Annotated in this window: 18 protein-coding genes; 3 read left to right on the top strand and 15 right to left on the bottom strand. The window is 69.6% G+C overall.

Annotated features, from left to right (window positions below; translation table 11 throughout):
- The first annotated feature begins 24 nt into the window (after nt 1-24).
- Complete coding sequence (locus ASD84_RS14585; protein ID WP_162251538.1) at nt 25-1,152, top strand: M48 family metallopeptidase; 1,128 nt, start codon at nt 25-27, stop codon at nt 1,150-1,152.
- 7 nt (nt 1,153-1,159) lie between these two features.
- Here the strand turns inward: ASD84_RS14585 and ASD84_RS14580 are convergent, their stop codons facing one another.
- Genes ASD84_RS14580 through pyrR form a run of 6 tightly spaced genes read right to left on the bottom strand, consistent with a single transcriptional unit; the run spans nt 1,160 to nt 9,548 of the window.
- The gene (locus ASD84_RS14580) at nt 1,160-2,218 is read right to left on the bottom strand and encodes a quinone-dependent dihydroorotate dehydrogenase (protein ID WP_235531122.1); all 1,059 of its coding nucleotides are present in this window, start codon (nt 2,216-2,218) and stop codon (nt 1,160-1,162) included.
- A gap of 32 nt (nt 2,219-2,250) precedes the next feature.
- Entirely contained in the window at nt 2,251-5,577 is a 3,327-nt protein-coding gene (carB, locus tag ASD84_RS14575) for a carbamoyl-phosphate synthase large subunit (protein WP_056711728.1), read from the bottom strand.
- Nucleotides 5,577-6,716, bottom strand: a complete 1,140-nt coding sequence (gene carA, locus ASD84_RS14570) for a glutamine-hydrolyzing carbamoyl-phosphate synthase small subunit (protein WP_056711727.1) — start codon at nt 6,714-6,716, stop codon at nt 5,577-5,579. Before carA ends, carB begins: the two co-directional genes overlap by 1 nt.
- Entirely contained in the window at nt 6,713-7,999 is a 1,287-nt protein-coding gene (locus ASD84_RS14565; RefSeq protein WP_056711725.1) for a dihydroorotase, read from the bottom strand. Before ASD84_RS14565 ends, carA begins: the two co-directional genes overlap by 4 nt.
- Nucleotides 7,996-8,946: an aspartate carbamoyltransferase catalytic subunit gene (locus ASD84_RS14560; protein ID WP_056711723.1), complete on the bottom strand. Its 951-nt coding sequence runs from the start codon at nt 8,944-8,946 to the stop codon at nt 7,996-7,998. Before ASD84_RS14560 ends, ASD84_RS14565 begins: the two co-directional genes overlap by 4 nt.
- Nucleotides 8,943-9,548: a bifunctional pyr operon transcriptional regulator/uracil phosphoribosyltransferase PyrR gene (gene pyrR / locus ASD84_RS14555; protein WP_056711721.1), complete on the bottom strand. Its 606-nt coding sequence runs from the start codon at nt 9,546-9,548 to the stop codon at nt 8,943-8,945. Before pyrR ends, ASD84_RS14560 begins: the two co-directional genes overlap by 4 nt.
- Before the next feature lie 195 nt (nt 9,549-9,743).
- Here pyrR and ASD84_RS14550 point away from each other — a divergent pair, with 195 nt between their 5' ends.
- The gene (locus ASD84_RS14550; protein ID WP_056711719.1) at nt 9,744-10,226 is read left to right on the top strand and encodes a nuclear transport factor 2 family protein; all 483 of its coding nucleotides are present in this window, start codon (nt 9,744-9,746) and stop codon (nt 10,224-10,226) included.
- A gap of 11 nt (nt 10,227-10,237) precedes the next feature.
- On the opposite strand, the gene ASD84_RS14545 is transcribed toward ASD84_RS14550, so the two are convergent.
- The gene (locus tag ASD84_RS14545; protein ID WP_235531121.1) at nt 10,238-11,170 is read right to left on the bottom strand and encodes a MinD/ParA family protein; all 933 of its coding nucleotides are present in this window, start codon (nt 11,168-11,170) and stop codon (nt 10,238-10,240) included.
- Between ASD84_RS14545 and ASD84_RS25780 the strand changes: the two genes are divergently transcribed.
- Nucleotides 11,169-11,333 (top strand): hypothetical protein, encoded by a 165-nt coding sequence (locus tag ASD84_RS25780; protein WP_235531120.1) that lies wholly within the window; start codon nt 11,169-11,171, stop codon nt 11,331-11,333. The genes ASD84_RS14545 and ASD84_RS25780 overlap by 2 nt on opposite strands.
- 67 nt (nt 11,334-11,400) lie before the next feature.
- Here ASD84_RS25780 and ASD84_RS14540 read toward each other — a convergent pair whose 3' ends face one another.
- The 8 genes from ASD84_RS14540 to ASD84_RS14505 all read right to left on the bottom strand — a co-directional run bounded on the left by ASD84_RS14540 (nt 11,401) and on the right by ASD84_RS14505 (nt 17,827).
- A complete protein-coding gene (locus ASD84_RS14540) occupies nt 11,401-12,783 on the bottom strand; it encodes a dihydrolipoyl dehydrogenase family protein (RefSeq protein WP_056711717.1) in 1,383 nt (460 codons plus the stop codon).
- Between the two features lie 27 nt (nt 12,784-12,810).
- Nucleotides 12,811-13,218 (bottom strand): transcription antitermination factor NusB, encoded by a 408-nt coding sequence (gene nusB, locus ASD84_RS14535; protein ID WP_056711716.1) that lies wholly within the window; start codon nt 13,216-13,218, stop codon nt 12,811-12,813.
- A gap of 7 nt (nt 13,219-13,225) precedes the next feature.
- Nucleotides 13,226-13,792: an elongation factor P gene (gene efp, locus ASD84_RS14530; RefSeq protein ID WP_056711715.1), complete on the bottom strand. Its 567-nt coding sequence runs from the start codon at nt 13,790-13,792 to the stop codon at nt 13,226-13,228.
- A 72-nt stretch (nt 13,793-13,864) separates the two neighbouring features.
- Nucleotides 13,865-14,323, bottom strand: coding sequence for a type II 3-dehydroquinate dehydratase (locus ASD84_RS14525; RefSeq protein WP_056711713.1), 459 nt, complete (start codon nt 14,321-14,323; stop codon nt 13,865-13,867).
- Entirely contained in the window at nt 14,320-15,420 is a 1,101-nt protein-coding gene (gene aroB / locus ASD84_RS14520; RefSeq protein ID WP_056711711.1) for a 3-dehydroquinate synthase, read from the bottom strand. Before aroB ends, ASD84_RS14525 begins: the two co-directional genes overlap by 4 nt.
- Nucleotides 15,417-15,929 carry a shikimate kinase gene (locus ASD84_RS25555; RefSeq protein ID WP_235531119.1) on the bottom strand — a complete coding sequence of 171 codons (513 nt, stop codon included), beginning with the start codon at nt 15,927-15,929 and terminating at the stop codon, nt 15,417-15,419. Before ASD84_RS25555 ends, aroB begins: the two co-directional genes overlap by 4 nt.
- Nucleotides 15,926-17,104 carry a chorismate synthase gene (gene aroC / locus ASD84_RS14510; protein WP_056712273.1) on the bottom strand — a complete coding sequence of 393 codons (1,179 nt, stop codon included), beginning with the start codon at nt 17,102-17,104 and terminating at the stop codon, nt 15,926-15,928. Before aroC ends, ASD84_RS25555 begins: the two co-directional genes overlap by 4 nt.
- Before the next feature lie 21 nt (nt 17,105-17,125).
- Nucleotides 17,126-17,827, bottom strand: a complete 702-nt coding sequence (locus tag ASD84_RS14505) for a prepilin peptidase (protein ID WP_056711709.1) — start codon at nt 17,825-17,827, stop codon at nt 17,126-17,128.
- Nucleotides 17,828-17,834 lie beyond the last annotated feature (7 nt).

The raw sequence follows: 17,834 nt of genomic DNA, 5'->3' as shown, positions 1-17,834 counted from the left end.
TGCTCGCACGCCTATCATCCGGTGGTGCAGACGGCATCGACATTCCCCCAGCGGCTCGACGCCCGAGTGGCCGAGGCTCTCGACATGCGTCTGGTCGATCGCGTGAGCACGGGCAAGAGCACCGGTTTCGCCCGCGCACTGGCCTTTGCCCTGGTCACCCCGGTTCACCTCGTCAGTCTCGCGCTGGCCGTCGGCGGCACCGTTCTCCTGGTTCGCGGTGACGGATGGTGGCAGTGGCTGATGGCTGCCGTCATCCTGGGGGTCGCGTGGCTGACCCGACCGCACATCCTCTTTGCGGCGGACCCGGACAGCGTCCTCGTCGACCCGGAGCGTGCTCCCGGGATCACGACCCTGGTCGCCCAGGTGGCACAGCTCCTGGGGACGCGGCCACCCACCGAGATCCGGATCGACAGCGAGTTCAACGCCTATGTGGCCCCCCGCGGGCTCCGGGGACGGCAGCTCGTTCTCGGCGCTCCTCTGTGGGTGGCCCTCGGCCCCCAGGAACGAGTGGCACTCCTCGGCCACGAGATCGGGCACCTGGCGCACGGTGACCTGATGAGCTCGCGGTACGTCGCCAGTGCTCGCCAGACCCTTCTCCGATGGGTCGACCTGCTGGACCCCGACGGCACCGAGGTCTTCGAGAACGACACCCCGGTCCTCGTGCGTGCCCTCATGGCTCCTCCACGCTGGGCCGTCCTCGGCTACCTGCGGCTCCTCGGCTCCGTCAATTCCACCGCGTCCCGCCGTCAAGAGCTCTACGCGGACCTCGCCGCGGCGATGGCTGCAGGCACCACCGCCGCGATCGCAGACCACGAGATCAGTCTTCTGGCCGAGGGCATCGACGTCATTGCGAACCGCGCCGCGGTCGATTCGACCCGACCACATCTGGGCGACGCGATCATCGCCCGGGTCGCCGCGTACGACGCGAGCCAACGTGCTGCCGCCCGTCGTGCGGCAGCCGACGACCGACGCAGCGTCGACAACTCACACCCACCGACTGTCGATCGGCTGCGTCTGGTCGAATCGGTCGACCCGTTCACGGCAAGCATCGTCCTCGAGGCTGCCCAGAGCCGACGCATCGACCGGGAATTGGCGCCGGCACTGGACCGGGCCTTCAAACGGCTCGGGGACTCCTACCGTCACGTCCAATGACGGAGGCTCAGTCCGACAGGCCCTTCAGGACCCGGCGCGGCCACATCGGGCCACCGTAGATCAGGCCGCTGTAGACCTGGACCAGGTCGGCACCGGCAGCAATCCGCTCGCGGGCATCTGCGGGCGTGCTGATCCCACCGACGCCGATGAGGGTGAGGTCGGGCCCGACGCGGCCGCGCAGCAGGCGCACGACCTCGGTCGAGCGCTCGCGCAGCGGCGCTCCGGAGAGTCCACCGGCACCGGCGGCCTCCACGGTCTCCACCGGGGTGGCCAGGCCGGCGCGACTGATGGTGGTGTTGGTGGCGATGATCCCGGACAGGCCGAGGTCCAGCGCCATGTCCGCGACGGCGAGGACGTCGTCGTCATCGAGGTCGGGAGCGATCTTCACGAGCAGCGGCACCCGGTCACGACTGACCGCGTCGGTCGCCTCGTCCGCCGTACGACGCACGTGCGCGAGCAGCGGAGCGAGCTTCTCGACGGCCTGCAGGTTGCGCAGGCCGGGCGTGTTGGGTGAGCTGACGTTCACCACGAGGTAGTCGGCGTACGGCGACAGCAAGCGCGTCGACGTCTCGTAGTCGGCCTCGACCGCGGCCTGGTCGTCGTCAGGGACGACCTTCGACTTGCCGATGTTGACGCCGAGGACGAGTCCCCGCTTGGTGCGGCCGCGGCTGGGCTTGCCCAGGCCGCGCTTGGCGAGCCGGGCGGCGACGGTGCCGGCTCCGTCGTTGTTGAAGCCCATCCGGTTGACGATCGCGCGGTCCTCCGGCAACCGGAACAGCCGCGGCTGCGGGTTCCCCGGTTGTGCGATCGCGGTGACGGTGCCGATCTCCACGTGCCCGAAGCCGAAGGCCGCCACCTGGTCGAAGACCTCACCGGTCTTGTCGAAGCCGGCGGCGAGCCCGAGCCGGTTGGGGAAGGTCAGGCCCATGGCCTCGACCGGCGCGCGGCCCGGGATCGGCGCCCTGCCCAGGACGACTCCCCCGGCCTTCAGCGCGTCGTAGGTCCGGTGGTGCGCCTTCTCGGCGTCCATCCTGACCAGGCACTTCTCGAAGACGCGGTCGTACACGGATTTCGAGGCTCGCTCCGCTCGCACCTCAATCACCGGTTCTTGACGGCCTCGGCGTCGGCGTGCCACTCCTGCAGCGACCGGACACCGACCGAGCCGGCCCGGATCGCGGCGATGCCCTGCACCGCAGCGGCCAGTCCCTGGACGGTGGTGATGCACGCCGTACCGGTCAGCACCGCGGCCGAGCGGATCTCGTAGCCGTCGATCCGCGAGTCGCCGCCACCCGTCGAACCGTGCGGCGTGTTCACGATGAGGTCGATCTCGCCGTCCAGGATCATCTGCACGGTGGTCTTCTCCCCCGCCGGGCCGGTTCCCTCGAAGTGCTTGCGGACCACGGTGGCCTGGATGCCGTTGCGGCGCAGCACCTCGGCCGTGCCCTGGGTCGCGAGGATCTCGAAGCCGTAGTCGGCGAGCACCCTGGCCGGGAAGATCATCGTGCGCTTGTCGCGGTTGGCGATCGAGATGAAGACCTTGCCCTCGGTCGGCAGCGAGCCGTAGGCGGCGGCCTGGGACTTGCTGAACGCCGTACCGAAGTCGGCGTCGAAGCCCATCACCTCACCGGTCGACTTCATCTCCGGACCGAGCACCGTGTCGACGAAGTGACCTTCCTTGGTGCGGAACCGGTTGAACGGCAGCACCGCCTCCTTGACCGCGATCGGCGAGTCGGCGGGAAGGGTCCCGCCGTCGCCCTCGGCCGGCAGCGCACCGGCGGCACGCAGCTCGGCGATCGACTCTCCGAGCATCAGCCGGGCAGCGGCCTTGGCCAGCTGGGTCCCGGTGGCCTTGGAGACGAAGGGCACCGTGCGGGAGGCCCGCGGGTTGGCCTCGAGGACGTAGAGCACGTCGGACCCCAGGGCGAACTGGATGTTGATCAGGCCCTGGACGCCCACACCCTTCGCGATCGCCTCGGTGGCCTCGCGGATCCGGGTGATCTCGGCCGCGCCGAGCGTGATCGGCGGCAGCGCGCACGACGAGTCACCGGAGTGGATGCCGGCCTCCTCGATGTGCTCCATCACGCCGCCGAGGAAGAGCTCCTCGCCGTCGTACAACGCGTCGACGTCGATCTCGACCGCGTCGTCGATGAACCGGTCGACCAGGACCGGGCGGTCCTGGCTGATCTCGGTGGCGGAAGCGATGTAGGCCTCGAGGGCGGCGTCGCTGTAGACGATCTGCATGCCGCGGCCGCCGAGGACGTACGACGGACGCACCAGCACCGGGTAGCCGATGGAGTGCGCGATGGTCTGCGCGTCCTCGAAGGACACAGCGGTGCCGTGCATGGGTGCGACCAGGCCGGCCTCGGCGAGCACGCGACCGAAGGCGCCGCGCTCCTCGGCGAGGTCGATGGCCTCGGGACTGGTGCCGACGATCGGGACGCCGGCGTCCTGCAGGCCCTGCGCGAGCCCGAGCGGGGTCTGGCCACCGAGGGTCGCGATGACGCCGGCGATCGGGCCGGCAGCCTTCTCCGCCTCGTAGATCTCGAGCACGTCCTCCAGGGTGAGCGGCTCGAAGTAGAGCCGGTCGGAGGTGTCGTAGTCGGTCGAGACCGTCTCCGGGTTGCAGTTGACCATGATCGTCTCGTAGCCGGCCTCACTCAGGGCGAGCGAGGCGTGCACGCAGGAGTAGTCGAACTCGATGCCCTGGCCGATCCGGTTGGGTCCCGAGCCGAGGATGATCACGGCCTGCTTGCCCTCGGCCCGCGGCTGGACCTCGGTCTCCTCGTCGTAGGACGAGTAGTAGTACGGCGTCGCCGCAGCGAACTCGGCCGCGCAGGTGTCGACGGTCTTGTAGACCGGGCGGACACCGGCGGTCTGGCGCGCGATCCGGACCTCGGACTCCTTCAGGCCGCGGATGCCCGCGATCTGGGCGTCCGAGAAGCCGTGCCGCTTGGCCACCCGGAGCGCGCTGGCGTCGAGCAGGTCCGTGGCTGCGACCTCCTGGGCGACCTCGTTGATGAGGAACATCTGGTCGACGAACCACGGGTCGATCTTGGTGGCGTCGTGGACCTCGGCCTGGGTGGCTCCGGCGCGGATCGCCTGCATCAGCTTCTGCACGCGGCCGTCGTGGGGCACCTTGATCGCTTCGAGCAGCTCGTCCTTGTCGCCGAGCGGAGTGGCCCACTCGAACGGCGCCTTCTTGTCCTCGAGGGACCGCAGCGCCTTGTTGAACGCCTCGGTGAAGTTGCGACCGATCGACATCGCCTCACCCACCGACTTCATGTGGGTGGTCAGCGTCGTGTCGGCGGTCGGGAACTTCTCGAACGCGAACCGCGGGACCTTCACCACCACGTAGTCGAGCGAAGGCTCGAACGAGGCCGGGGTCTCCTTGGTGATGTCGTTGGGAATCTCGTCGAGGGTGTAGCCGACGGCGACCTTGGCGGCGATCTTGGCGATCGGGAAGCCGGTCGCCTTCGAGGCCAGCGCACTGGAGCGGGAGACCCGCGGATTCATCTCGATCACGATGACGCGGCCGTCGGCCGGGTTGACGGCATACTGGATGTTGCAACCGCCGGTGTCGACGCCGACCTCACGGATGATGGCGATGGCCAGGTCGCGCAGGTGCTGGTACTCGCGGTCGGTCAGGGTCAGCGCCGGCGCGACGGTGATCGAGTCACCGGTGTGCACGCCCATCGGGTCGAAGTTCTCGATCGAGCAGATGATCACGACGTTGTCGGCCTTGTCGCGCATCACCTCCAGCTCGTACTCCTTCCAGCCGATGATCGACTCCTCGATCAGCACCTCGGTGGTCGGGCTGGCGGACAGGCCGGCGCCGGCGATCCGGACCAGGTCCGTCGCGTCGTACGCGATGCCCGAGCCGAGACCGCCCATGGTGAACGACGGTCGTACGACGACGGGGTAGCCCAGCTCGACGGTCGCTGCCTCGACCTCGGTCATTGTGTGGCAGACGTAGCTGCGGGCCGTCTCGCCGCCGACCTTGTCGACGATCGCGTTGAACAGCTCGCGGTTCTCGCCGCGGTGGATGGCCTCGAAGCTGGCGCCGATCATCTCGACGCCGTACTTCTCGAGCACGCCGTTCTCGTGGAGCGCGATGGCGACGTTGAGCGCGGTCTGCCCGCCGAGGGTCGGCAGGACGGCGTCGATCGGGAAGCCACGGTCGGCCTCGCGCGCGATGACCTTCTCGACGAACTCGGGAGTGAGTGGCTCGACGTACGTCGCGTCGGCGAACTCGGGGTCGGTCATGATCGTGGCCGGGTTGGAGTTCACCAGGACGACCCGCAGGCCCTCCTCCTTGAGCACCCGGCACGCCTGGGTGCCGGAGTAGTCGAACTCACAGGCCTGCCCGATGACGATCGGGCCGGACCCAATCACCAGGACGGACTTGATGTCTTCACGCTTCGGCATCAGGCGTTGCCCTCCAGCAGCTGTACGAATCGGTCGAAGAGGTACGCCGCGTCGTGCGGACCGGCGGCGGCCTCGGGGTGGTACTGGACGGAGAACGCCTTGAGCCTGCCTGTTTCGGTGGTTGAGCCTGTCGAAACCCGGAGCTCCAGGCCCTCGACCACGTCGTCGTTGAGGCAGACGTGGCTCACCGTCGCGCTGCCGTACGGCGTCTCCGTGGCGGTGTCGCGCGGGGCGTCGACCGCGAAGCCGTGGTTGTGGGCGGTGACCTCCACCTTGCGCGTGGTCAGGTCCATCACCGGCTGGTTGATGCCGCGGTGGCCGTACTTCAGCTTGTAGGTGTCGAACCCGAGCGCGCGGCCGAAGAGCTGGTTGCCGAAGCAGATCCCGAAGTACGGCAGGTCGCGTCCCAGCGCCTCCTTGAGCAGCTCGACCTGGCCGGTCGTCGCGGCCGGGTCGCCCGGCCCGTTGGAGTAGAAGAGCCCGTCGGGGTTCGTTGCCAGCACGTCATCGAGCGTGGACGTCGCGGGCAGGACGTGCACCTCGATGCCGCGCTCGCTCATCCGCTGCGGCGTCATGTCCTTGATGCCGAGGTCGAGGGCGGCGACGGTGAACCGCTTCTCGCCGATCGCCTCCACCACGTACGGCTCGCTCGTGGAAACGGCTTCGGACAGGTTCGCTCCGCTCATCGCGGCCGAGGTCTTGACCTTCTCCAGTAGCACTGCGGGATCGGTCTCGACGGTGGAGATGCCGACCCGCATCGCGCCGCGCTCGCGCAGGTGACGGGTCAACGCGCGGGTGTCGATGCCCGAGATGCCGACGACACCCTGCGCGCGCAGGTCGTCATCGAGCGAGCGCTGCGAGCGGAAGTTGCTGGGCATGCGGGCGGGGTCACGGACGACGTACCCGGCGACCCAGATCCGCTGGGACTCCGGGTCCTCGTCGTTCATGCCCGTGTTGCCGATGTGCGGGGCGGTCATCACGACGACCTGGCGGTGGTACGACGGGTCGGTCAGCGTCTCCTGGTAGCCGGTCATGCCGGTGTTGAAGACCGCTTCGCCGAAGGTCTCGCCCTCGGCGCCGTACGCCTCCCCATGGAAGGTGCGGCCGTCCTCGAGGACGAGCAGGGCGGGGGTGGTCACAGGAGTGCTCCTTCCAGAACCGTCGGGGTACCGCGCAGCAGCGTGGCAATCACCCGACCGGTCAGCTTGCGGTCGTGCCAGGGGTTGTTGCGGCTCAGCGAGACGCTGGCGGCGCGGTCGACGACGACCTGCGCTGCCGGGTCGACCAGGGTCAGGTTGGCCGGCTCGCCGACCGCGATCGGTCGACCGTGGCCTTCCAGACCAGCGATCCGGGCGGGATTGGCGCTCATCACGCGGGCGACGCCGGCCCAGTCGAGCAGGCCACCTTCGACCATGACGGTGCTGACGACCGACAGCGCGGTCTCCAGGCCGAGCATGCCGAACGCCGCGTCGACGAAGGCGTGCTCCTTGTCGTGGCGGGCGTGCGGGGCGTGGTCGGTCGCGACGGCGTCGATCGTCCCGTCGGCCAGCGCCGCGCGCAGCGCCTCGACGTCCTCGTTGGGGCGCAGCGGCGGGTTGACCTTGAACGTCGGGTCGTAGGTGCCGAGCAGGTCCGTGGTCAGCAGCAGGTGGTGCGGCGTGACCTCGGCAGTGACGTCGATCCCCTGCGCCTTGGCCCAGCGGATCACCTCCACGCTGCCGGCCGTCGAGACGTGCGCGACGTGCACGCGGCTGCCGGTGTGGCGGGCGAGCATCACGTCGCGGGCGACGATGACCTCCTCGGCGACGCCGGGCCAGCCCGGCAGGCCGAGGCGGCCGGACAGCTCGCCCTCGTGGCAGCACGCGGTGGAGCCGGCGAGCGACGGGTCCTGGCTGTGCTGGCTGATGACGCCACCGAATGCCTTGACGTACTCCAGCGCGCGACGCATCACCCGCGGGTCGGCCACGCACTTGCCGTCGTCGGAGAACACCCGGACCTTCGCCCGCGACCGCGCCATCAGGCCGAGCTCGGCGAGCTCCTCGCCACCCAAGCCCTTCGTCACGGCACCGACCGGCTGGACGTCGACCAGGCCAGCCGTGCGGCCGAGGTCGAGGACCCGCTCCGCCGCTTCGGCGGTGTCGGTCACGGGGTTGGTGTTCGCCATGGCCAGCACGGCGGTGAAGCCACCGACGGCAGCGGCGCGCGATCCGGTCAGGACCGTCTCCGCGTCCTCACGACCGGGTTCGCGCAGGTGCGTGTGCAGGTCGACGAAGCCGGGCAGCAGGACCAGGCCAGCGGCGTCGATGGTCTGCTCGGCCGCGGCGGTCGTGGAGCCCAGCTCCTGGATCACGCCGTCCGCGACGAGGACATCGGTCGTCGTACCGTCGGGAAGGGCAGCGCCCTTGATCAGGATCGAGCTCATTCGCCCACTCCTTCGTTGCCCTGGGGTTCCCCAGTCAGCAGGTGGTAGAGCACGGACATGCGGACGGCGACGCCCGCGGAGACCTGGTCGAGCACGGCCGAGTCGATCGCGTCGGCCGCGTCGGCGGAGATCTCCAGTCCGCGGTTCATCGGGCCCGGGTGCAGGATCGGCGTGCCGGGCTTCAGCAGGGAGAGGCGGTCGCGGGTCAGTCCGTAGCCGACGGTGTACTCGCGAGCCGTCGGGAAGAACCCGCCGCTCATCCGTTCACGCTGGACGCGCAGCATCATCACCGCGTCGGCCTCGGGCAGCACCGGGTCGAGGTCGTACGACGTCGCGAAACCGGCTTCCTTCGACCAGTCGGCCACGCCGGCCGGCATCAACGTCGGCGGCGCGACGACCGTGACGGTGGCGCCGAGCTTGACCAGGCTCTTCACGTTGCTGCGGAAGACCCGGCTGTGGGTCAGGTCGCCGACGATCGCGACGTGCTTGCCCTCGAGCGTGCCGAGGCGGCGGGTCAGGGTGTAGCCGTCGAGCAGCGCCTGCGTCGGGTGCTCGTGGGTGCCGTCGCCGGCGTTGATCACCGGGACGTCGACCCAGCGGCTGATCTGCTCGGCAGCGCCGCTGGCGCCGTGCCGGACGACCAGCCCGTCGATGCCCATGGCGGTCACCGTCAGGACGGTGTCGCGCAGCGACTCGCCCTTGCTGGCACTGCTGCCCTTGGCGGACAGGTTGATCACGTCGGCGGAGAGCCACTTGCCGGCGATCTCGAAGCTCGAGCGGGTCCGGGTGGAGTCCTCGAAGAACAGGTTGATCACGGTGCGGCCGCGCAGGGCGGGCAGCTTCTTGACCGAGCGCTTCTGCACGTCGTGCATCTCGGCCGCGGTCGTGAAGATGTCCTCGATGTCACTGACCTCGAGGTCATCGATGCTCAGCAGGTGCCGGTTCATGCCTCGCCTCCGTCAGTCGGGCCAGTGCTGTCGACGATCCCGATGATCCTCACCTCGTCCTCGCCATCGGTCTCCACCAGGCGCAGGCTGACGCGCTCACTGCGTGCGGTGGGCAGGTTCTTGCCGACGTGGTCGGCCCGGATCGGGAGCTCGCGGTGACCACGGTCGACCAGCACGGCCAGTCGTACGACGGCCGGCCGGCCCAGGTCGGACACGGCATCGAGCGCGGCGCGGATGGTGCGGCCGCTGTAGAGCACGTCGTCGACCAGGACGACGGTCTTGCCGTCGATGCCACCGGCGGGCACCTGGGTGCGGCTCGCCACCCGGGTGGGGTGGTCGCGCAGGTCGTCGCGGTACATGGTGACGTCGAGCGACCCGGTCGCGACCGTCGTACCCTCGACCTGGGCGATGCTCGCCGCGATCCGCTCCGCCAACGGGACTCCGCGGGTCTGGAGGCCGAGAAGCAAAAGATCCTCGGAGCCCTTGTTGCGCTCGAGGATCTCGTGGGAAATGCGGGTCACTGCCCGCTGGATGTCGCCGGCGTCGAGAACGACGCGGCCCGTGAGTCCCTCGTGGGACCCGGAAGCGGTGTGCGCAGGCAAGGTTGGCTGACCTTCCTTCTCCGCCTCACAGGACGGCTCGTTAAAGGATGTCGATCGAGTGCCACCTTACCTGTCCCGCCTGCCTCGGCACGAACCGGGACACCCGGTGGTCGAGGAGGTTGCGCAGCAACCGTCCCGAGGCCCCGTAGGCGACCCCGATCGACAGAAACTAGAACACGTTCTAGGCTGCACGGCATGGACCTCGCCGCCGTTGAGCAGATCAAGCGCCTCAAGCACCGCTACTTCCGCACCCTCGACCTGAAGCTGTGGGACGAGTTCGCCGACTGCCTCGCCGAGGACGTCGTCGCCCAGTACGGCACCCAGGCGATGGACAAGCCGTTGCACTACGACAACCGCGCCGACGTCGTCGCCTTCATGACGGAGAACCTCGGCCCGAGCGTCGTGACGGTCCACATCGCCAACCACCCCGAGATCGACGTCGACGGCGACACCGCCACCGGCTCGTGGGCCTTCGAGGACACCGTGATCGTCCCGGACTTCAAGGTGCAGATCCGCGGCGCCGGCTACTACGTCGACACCTACCGCAAGGATGCCGACGGCGCCTGGCGGATCGCCTCGACCCGCTACGAGCGCATCTACGAGGCGATGACCTCGCTCGACGACACCCCGAGCTTCAAGCTGATCGCCAACCGCTGGGACCCGGCCCTCAAGCACTGAGCCGAAAGCGCCTACAGCGCCGCCGCCATCCCTGCGCACGCCCGCAGCCAGGAACGCTGGGTCGCCTCGGAGAGCTCGCCGTACGGGACGACCGAACCGGACACGAGCGCCGGGTCGTACGGCACCCGGTAGACCCCGCGGGTGCGCTGCTCGTAGACCGCGACCAGGTCGCGGGCCAGTGCCTCGTCCACCTTCGGACTCGGGTCGGAGAGCACCGTGATCGTCTTGTACTTGAGGTTCTCGTAGCCGGCGTCCTGCAGGGCATCGAGCATCCACAGGCCGCTGTAGCCGGTGTCCTCGCGGATGGTGCTGGTGACGACGAGCAGGTCGGCCTTCTCGGCCGCCGCGAGCCAGTTCTCGGCCCGGAGGTTGTTGCCGGTGTCGACGAGGATGATCCGGTAGAACCGCTCGAGCAGGGAGTGGACCTCGCCGAAGTCCTTGGCGTGGATCACGCCGGTGACGTCGGGGCGCTCGTCCGAAGCCAGTACGTCGAAGTGCGCGTCGCCCTGGGAGCGGACGAAGGCGCCGAGGTCGCCGATCCGGGACTGGTAGACGTCCTTGAAACGACCCAGGTCCTCGAGCAGCTCCCGGGTGGTGTTGCGGTGCGTGCTGCGAGCACCCCGGATGCCGAGAGTCCCGCGGGTCTCGTTGTTGTCCCAGGCGATGACGCCGCCACCGCGCACGGTGCCGAACGTGTGGCCGGCGGCCAGGACGCCCGTCGTCTTGGCCGCACCGCCCTTGGGGTTCACGAACACGATCGTGCGGGGGCCGTCGAAGTCCTTCTGGATCTGGGACCGGTCGGCCTCGAACGCCTGCTCCCGGGCACCCATCGCCGGTTTGAACAAGCCGCCGCTCCAGCGGCGCACGCGTCCGCGCCAACCCCAGGTTGCCGGACCGAGCTTCCTCTCACTCACACGCCGGTCCAGGAAGTCGGTGGCCGTCATGAAGCGACGAGGGTCCGGCGCCACGGGCTGGGCCACGGGCTGGGCCAACGGCGGCGGGCTCGACGGCGGCGGGGCTGACGGGGGCGGAGCCGTCGGTCGCATCGCTGTGTGCGCGGAGATCGGGTCCGACAAGGGGTCGGTGAAGGGGTCGGTCAAGGGCTGACTCACGAGAACCTCCGAGATAGGCAGTCAGGTGGCCCAAAGGCGAGGCCAACCTACCCCGAAACCCCTCACCCCAGGTCGGAGAGTGCAGTCTCGATGGCCCGGTGGAAAGTCGGATACGCGAAGTGCATGCCCTTCAGCGTGGCCAGGGGAACCTCTGCGTGGACGGCGGTCACCAGCATGCCGATGACCTCCCCACCGGACGGCCCCACAGCGGTGGCGCCGACGAGAACTCCGCGGTCGAGGTCGGCGACGACCTTGATCACGCCGTGGTTGCCCACCTTGTGCAGCCAGCCGCGGCTCGAGTCGGGCAGCTTCGCCAGACCGACGCCGACGTTCAGCCCGGCGTCACGCGCCTGCTGCTCGGTCAGCCCCACCGAGCCGACCTCGGGATCGGTGAACGTCGCCCGGGCGACGGCGCGGTAGTCGGCCCACGGCCCGTCCTCCCCCGTCAGGTCCCGGATGGCGACATTCGCCTGGTACATCGACATGTGCGTGAAGGCGCCCTTGCCGGTGATGTCGCCGATCGCCCAGAGCCCGCCCGAGGATCCAGTGATCCGCATCCGCTCGTCGGTCTCGATCGTGCGGACGGCCGAGTCGAGCCCGATGGTCTCGAGCCCGACATCGCTGACGTTGTTGCGTCGTCCGGCCGCGACCAGCAACGCCTGGGCACCGATCGAAGTGCCGTCGGACAGTCCGATCGTGAACGCGCCGTCGTGGGTGACGCCGGTGACGCCGACGCCGGCACGCACCCGGATCCCCTCGGCCTCCAGCGCTTCGGCCACGACGGCACTCGCCTCCGGCTCCTCCGGACCGAGGATCCGGTCGATCGCCTCGACGATCGACACCTCGACGCCGTACCGCGCAAAGGCCTGAGCCAGCTCGCAGCCGATCGCTCCGCCGCCGATGACGACGAGGCTCGTGGGCAGCTGCCGCAGCTGCACCACCTCACGATTGGTCCAGTACGGCGTCCCGGCGAGCCCCTCGATCGGCGGGACCGCGGGCTCCGTGCCGGTGTTGAGCACCACCCCTCGTCGTACGACGAAGTCCCGCACGCCGTCGGCGGTCTCGACCTGGACGCGCCCCGGCCCGGCGAGCCGGCCGGTCCCGCGGACGAACTCCGCACCGGCTCGCTCCAGGCGCTCGACCGCGACGGTGTCGTCCCAGTCGTCGGTCGCCTCGTCGCGGATCCGGTCCGCCACCGGCGTCCAGTCGGGAAGCACCTCGGTCGATCCGCCGAGCATCGGCACCCGCCGCGCCTCCTGGAGGGCGTCGGCGGCGCGGATCATCATCTTCGATGGCACGCAGCCGTAGTAGGGACATTCGCCACCGACGAGGCGGCGGTCGACCCCGACCACCGAGAGTCCAGCCTTGGCCAGGGACGCAGCGACGTGCTCGCCGCCCGGTCCGAGTCCGATGACGACGACGTCGACCTCAGTTGATTCAGCCATGCCCACACACTGGCACGCTGACCAAGGTCAAACCAGTGTCGCCTTGCTGCGCTGGATGGCGCCGAGGACGCCGTTGACGAACGACGGCGACTCGTCGGTCGAGAGCTCGCGCACCAGGCTCATCGCCTCGGTGACGGCCACCGTGTCGGGCACGTCGTCGGCCCACAGCAGCTCCCACACACCGATGCGCAGGACGTTGCGGTCCACGGCGGGCATGCGGGACAGGCTCCAGTCCGTGGAGAACTGCACGAGGATCTCGTCGATCCGTGCCTGGTGCTCGGAGACCGCACGCACCAGGACAGCGGTGTACGGGTTGGTGAGCTGTTCGCCGTCGGCCGTGACGCGCTCGAGCGCCTCGAGTCCCGACTCACCCCGCATGTCGGCGGCGTAGAGGACGTCGAGGGCTCGCTTGCGCGCCTTGGTCCGGGCTCCCACCTGCTGGTCAGCCCTTCACGCGGGAGAGGTAGGAGCCACCCTCGCGGGTGTCCACCTTGATCTTCTCGCCCTGCTCGATGAACAGCGGCACCTGGATCTCGGCGCCGGTCTCCAGCGTGGCCGGCTTGGTGCGACCGGTCGCGGAGTCGCCGACGACACCGGGCTCGGTGTAGCTGACGACGAGCTCGACGGAGGCGGGCAGCTCGATGAAGAGCACCCGGCCCTCGTTGGTGGCGACGATCGCCTCCTGGTTCTCGAGCATGAAGCCCGACGCGTCACCGACGATCTCGGGAGCGACCTCGGTCTGCTCGAACGTGCCGGTGTCCATGAAGACGTAGCTGACGCCGTCGTTGTAGAGGTACTGCATCGTGCGGCGGTCGACCGTGGCGGTCTCGACCTTGGTGCCGGCGTTGAAGGTGCGGTCGACGTTCTTGCCCGACTCGACGTTCTTGAGCTTCGTACGGACGAACGCCGGGCCCTTGCCGGGCTTCACGTGCTGGAACTCCACCACGGCCCAGAGCTGGCCTTCGATGTTGAGAACCATGCCGTTCTTGAGGTCATTCGTCGATGCCATGCGCGCGTGTTCTCCGATGCAGATGTCAAAGCGGTTCGAGTGGCCCAGGGTGCTCAGGACCAGCGCTGAAGTCTAGTCCGCCGGGCGGTCAGCGATGAATTCGAGCGCTTGCCGGTAGCCGTCGATGCCCTGGCCGGAGATGGTCAGGGTCGCGTACGGCTCGACGTACGACGTGTGCCGGAACTCCTCGGGACGCTGCTTCGGGTCCGAGATGTGCACCTCGACGAGCGGAGCCGTGAGCTGGGCGCAGGCGTCGAAGATGGCCAGCGAGTAGTGCGTCCACGCCGCAGCGTTCAGCACGACGGGTGATCCGGCGTCGGCAGCCTCGTTGAGCCAGTCGAGCATCGTGCCTTCGTGGTTGGTCTGCCGGACCTGCACCTTCAGGCCGGCCGCCTCGCCCCACTGCTCGCAGAGCTCGACGAGCTGTTCATGGGTGGTGTGCCCGTAGATCTCCGGCTGGCGGCGACCCAGGCGCCCCAGGTTCGGGCCGTTGAGGACCAGGACGTACGGCGCGCCCGTGGGGTGATTCATGCTGCACCGCCGGCGATGGCGTCGTACGCCGCCCGGAGGTTCTCCTCGGACGGACCGGCCAGCACGACCGGCTTCGCCAGGTCGTCCAGTACGACGAAGCGGAGCTGGTTGCCACGGGACTTCTTGTCCACCCGCATGGTGGCCAGCAGCGTCTCGAAGTCGGCACCGTTCCAGGCGACGGGCAGGCCGACGCGGCCGAAGGTCGCCCGGTGCCGCTCGACGAGGCCCTCGGGCAGGCCACCCTCACGCGCAGCCAGCTCGGCCACGAAGACGCACCCGATCGCGACGGCCTCGCCGTGGCGGATGGAGTAGTCGGTGGCCTTCTCGATCGCGTGGGCGAGCGTGTGGCCGTAGTTGAGCGCCTCGCGACCCGGGTGGCCGGCGACTCCCCCGGTCTCCTTGAGGTCCCCGGCGACGACATCGGCCTTCACCGCGATCGAGCGCTCAACCAGCTCACGGAGCACGACCGAATCAGCGGTCAGCGCCTCCGGCTCGGTCTCCTCGACCAGCTCGAGGATCCGCGGGTCCGCGATGAAGCCGCACTTGATGACCTCACCGAGGCCGGCGACGAGCTCCTCGCGGGGCAGTGTCTCGAGCAGCGCGAGGTCGCACAGCACGCCAGCAGGCTCGTGGAAGGAGCCGATCAGGTTCTTGCCAGCGGGGCTGTTGATGCCGGTCTTGCCGCCGACGGCAGCGTCGACCATGGCGAGCAGGGTCGTGGGGATGTGCACGACCGCCACACCACGCAGCCAGGTCGCCGCCACGAAACCGCCCAGGTCGGTGGTGGCCCCGCCACCGAGGGTCACCACGGCGTCGGAGCGGGTGAAGCCGTCCTCGCCGAGCGATTCCCAGCACGCCGCGGCGACTTCCCAGTTCTTGGCCTCCTCGCCGTCGGGCACCTGCAGCACCACGACGTCGAGACCCTCGAGCAGGTCCACGAACGGGTCCAGCAGGTCCTCGAGCGACTCCGGACACACGATCGCGACACGCTGCACGCCGTCGGGCAGCAGCCCGCGCAGCCGGTCGAGGACACCGTGGCCCACCACGACGTCGTACGGCGACGCGGTGGCCACGCGGATGACTGTGGGAGCGCTCACGTGGCTGCCCCGTTGATGGCCGCCACGATCTCGGCGGCGACGTCGGCAGGCGAACGGTCGTCGGTGTCGACGGTGATCCGGGCGAGGCCCTGGTAGACCGGGGTGCGCTCGTCGAGCAGCTGCTTGACCCGCGAGCGGACGTTGCCCAACAGGAGCGGCCGGCCCACACCCAGGCCGACCCGCTTCACGGCGTCGGCCAGACCGACACGGAGGAAGACCACCTGGTGTGCGGCGAGCAGCGCCTGGGTAGCGGGATCGAGCACGGCACCTCCACCGAGGGACAGGACACCGTCGTGGTTCTCCAGGGCCCATGCCACGGCTGCGCGTTCGTGCGCACGGAAGGCGGACTCACCGTCCTCGACGAAGATGTCCTGGACGGACTTGCCGACCCGGTCCTCGACGAGGTGGTCGCTGTCGGCGAAGGGGACGTCGATCGAGGCGGCCACCAGTCGGCCGACGGTCGTCTTGCCGGCACCCATGGTGCCGATGATGACGGCCCGAGGGCTCACTTGAACCTCAGCGAGTCGAGGTAGGTCTGCACGTTGCGTCGGGTCTCGCTCACCGCGTCTCCGCCGAACTTCTCGAGGATCGCGTCAGCGACGACGAGCGCCACCATGGCTTCGGCAACGATGCCGGCGGCCGGAACCGCGCAGACGTCGGAGCGCTGGTGGTGGGCGACGGCTTCCTCACCGGTCGCCAGGTCGACGGTGCGCAGCGCCCGCGGGACGGTCGCGATCGGCTTCATCGCCGCGCGCACGCGCAGGACCTCGCCGGTCGACATGCCGCCCTCGGTGCCACCGGACCGGCCCGAGACACGACGCAGTCCCTCGTCGGTCGACACGATCTCGTCATGGGCGAGCGAGCCGGGAGTGGCTGCGAGCTCGAAGCCGTCGCCGACCTCGACACCCTTGATGGCCTGGATGCCCATCAGCGCGCCAGCCAGACGGGAGTCGAGTCGACGGTCCCAGTGCACGTGCGAGCCGAGGCCCGGCGGCAGGCCGTGGACCACCACCTCGACGACACCACCGAGGGTGTCGCCGTCCTTGTGGGCCTGGTCGATCCGCTCGATCATCAGCTTGGAGCCGTCGGGGTCCAAGCAGCGCACGGGGTCCGCGTCGAGGCGGGCCACGTCGTCGGGCGCAGGGACGTCCCGCGACGGCGTACGGACGCCACCGATCTCCAGCACGTGGCTGACGATGCGGGCGCCGGTGGCCTGCTCGATGAAGTTGCTCGCGACACGGCCGAGCGCCACGCGGGCAGCGGTCTCGCGCGCCGAGGCGCGCTCCAGGATCGGACGGGCGTCGTCGAAGTCGTACTTCTGCATGCCGGCGAGGTCGGCATGGCCGGGCCGCGGCCGGGTCAGGGGGGCGTTGCGGGCCTGGGCGGCCAGGACCTCGGCGTCGACCGGGTCGGCCGCCATCACGGTCTCCCACTTGGGCCACTCGGTGTTGCCGACCTGGATCGCCACCGGGCCGCCCTGCGAGCGGCCGTGGCGGATGCCACCGGTGATGGTCACCTCGTCGGCCTCGAACTTCATCCGCGCGCCACGGCCGTAGCCGAGGCGCCGACGGGCGAGAGCATCGGAAATGTCATCAGTGGTGATCTCGACGTGGGCCGGCAAGCCCTCGAGGATCGCCACCAGAGAGGGGCCGTGGGACTCCCCTGCGGTCAGCCAGCGCAACATGAGCACCAGTCTCCCACGGGGTCAGGCTCCGGCGAGGACCCGTCCCAGTACGACGGCGACCAGCGCCCCACCCGCGAGGAACGGCCCGTAGGGCACCTTGCGCTGGATCATGTTGCCGCCACGCCGCAGCGGCACCAGCGCGATCACGGCAAGAACGGCGGCAGTCACGACCGAGACGACCACGGTGGCCAGTCCCAGCGGTCCCATCGCCAGACCCAGCAGGGCACCGAGGCGGACGTCGCCGAAGGCCATCGTCCGGGGACTGATGAACCAGATCAGCCCGTAGTAGGCGCCCAGCACGGCGCCACCGATGGCGGCCAGCACGAGCACTGCCGGCTCCTCAAGCGCGACCGCAGCGACCACCTCGAGGGCGACCACGACGCCGTACGACGGCAGGATCAGGCGGTTCGGCAGGTACCAGGTGACGTAGTCGATGACGGCGAGCGCGATGCAGACCGGGACGAGGTAGAGCAGCCACGGCAGCGACCAACCCCAGCCGACCGAGGCGCCGAGGACGCCACCGGACACCGCGCCGGCCGCAGCACTGCGCAGCGCGAGTCCCGGACGGGCCGCGAGTTCCACGAACCGCACGTGGTCCGGGAACTCGTCCGGGTTCTCCGCCGGGTTGTGCTCGGGCTCCGGGCACAACGCGACCAGGCGCGGCACGAGGAGCCCGCCGAGCAGGCCGACGAGGGCCCCCACGAGGGCCGGGAGCAGTTCCATGTGCGGG

Origin of the sequence: Nocardioides sp. Root682 (genome assembly GCF_001427795.1) — a bacterium.
GTDB lineage: Bacteria > Actinomycetota > Actinomycetes > Propionibacteriales > Nocardioidaceae > Nocardioides.
Note: the sequence above shows the minus strand (reverse complement) of the source record. Positions and strands in the feature narration are given on the sequence as shown.

Bases quoted from the DNA above. Each gene is read 5' to 3' on its own strand.
- carB (WP_056711728.1), bottom strand. From the start codon at position 5,577: ATGCCGAAGCGTGAAGACATCAAGTCCGTCCTGGTGATTGGGTCCGGC.
- ASD84_RS14565 (WP_056711725.1), bottom strand. From the start codon at position 7,999: ATGAGCTCGATCCTGATCAAGGGCGCTGCCCTTCCCGACGGTACGACG.
- ASD84_RS14560 (WP_056711723.1), bottom strand. From the start codon at position 8,946: ATGAACCGGCACCTGCTGAGCATCGATGACCTCGAGGTCAGTGACATC.
- ASD84_RS14550 (WP_056711719.1), top strand. From the start codon at position 9,744: ATGGACCTCGCCGCCGTTGAGCAGATCAAGCGCCTCAAGCACCGCTAC.
- ASD84_RS25780 (WP_235531120.1), top strand. From the start codon at position 11,169: ATGAAGCGACGAGGGTCCGGCGCCACGGGCTGGGCCACGGGCTGGGCC.
- ASD84_RS14545 (WP_235531121.1), bottom strand. From the start codon at position 11,170: ATGACGGCCACCGACTTCCTGGACCGGCGTGTGAGTGAGAGGAAGCTC.
- ASD84_RS14540 (WP_056711717.1), bottom strand. From the start codon at position 12,783: ATGGCTGAATCAACTGAGGTCGACGTCGTCGTCATCGGACTCGGACCG.
- efp (WP_056711715.1), bottom strand. From the start codon at position 13,792: ATGGCATCGACGAATGACCTCAAGAACGGCATGGTTCTCAACATCGAA.
- ASD84_RS14525 (WP_056711713.1), bottom strand. From the start codon at position 14,323: ATGAATCACCCCACGGGCGCGCCGTACGTCCTGGTCCTCAACGGCCCG.
- aroC (WP_056712273.1), bottom strand. From the start codon at position 17,104: ATGTTGCGCTGGCTGACCGCAGGGGAGTCCCACGGCCCCTCTCTGGTG.
- ASD84_RS14505 (WP_056711709.1), bottom strand. From the start codon at position 17,827: ATGGAACTGCTCCCGGCCCTCGTGGGGGCCCTCGTCGGCCTGCTCGGC.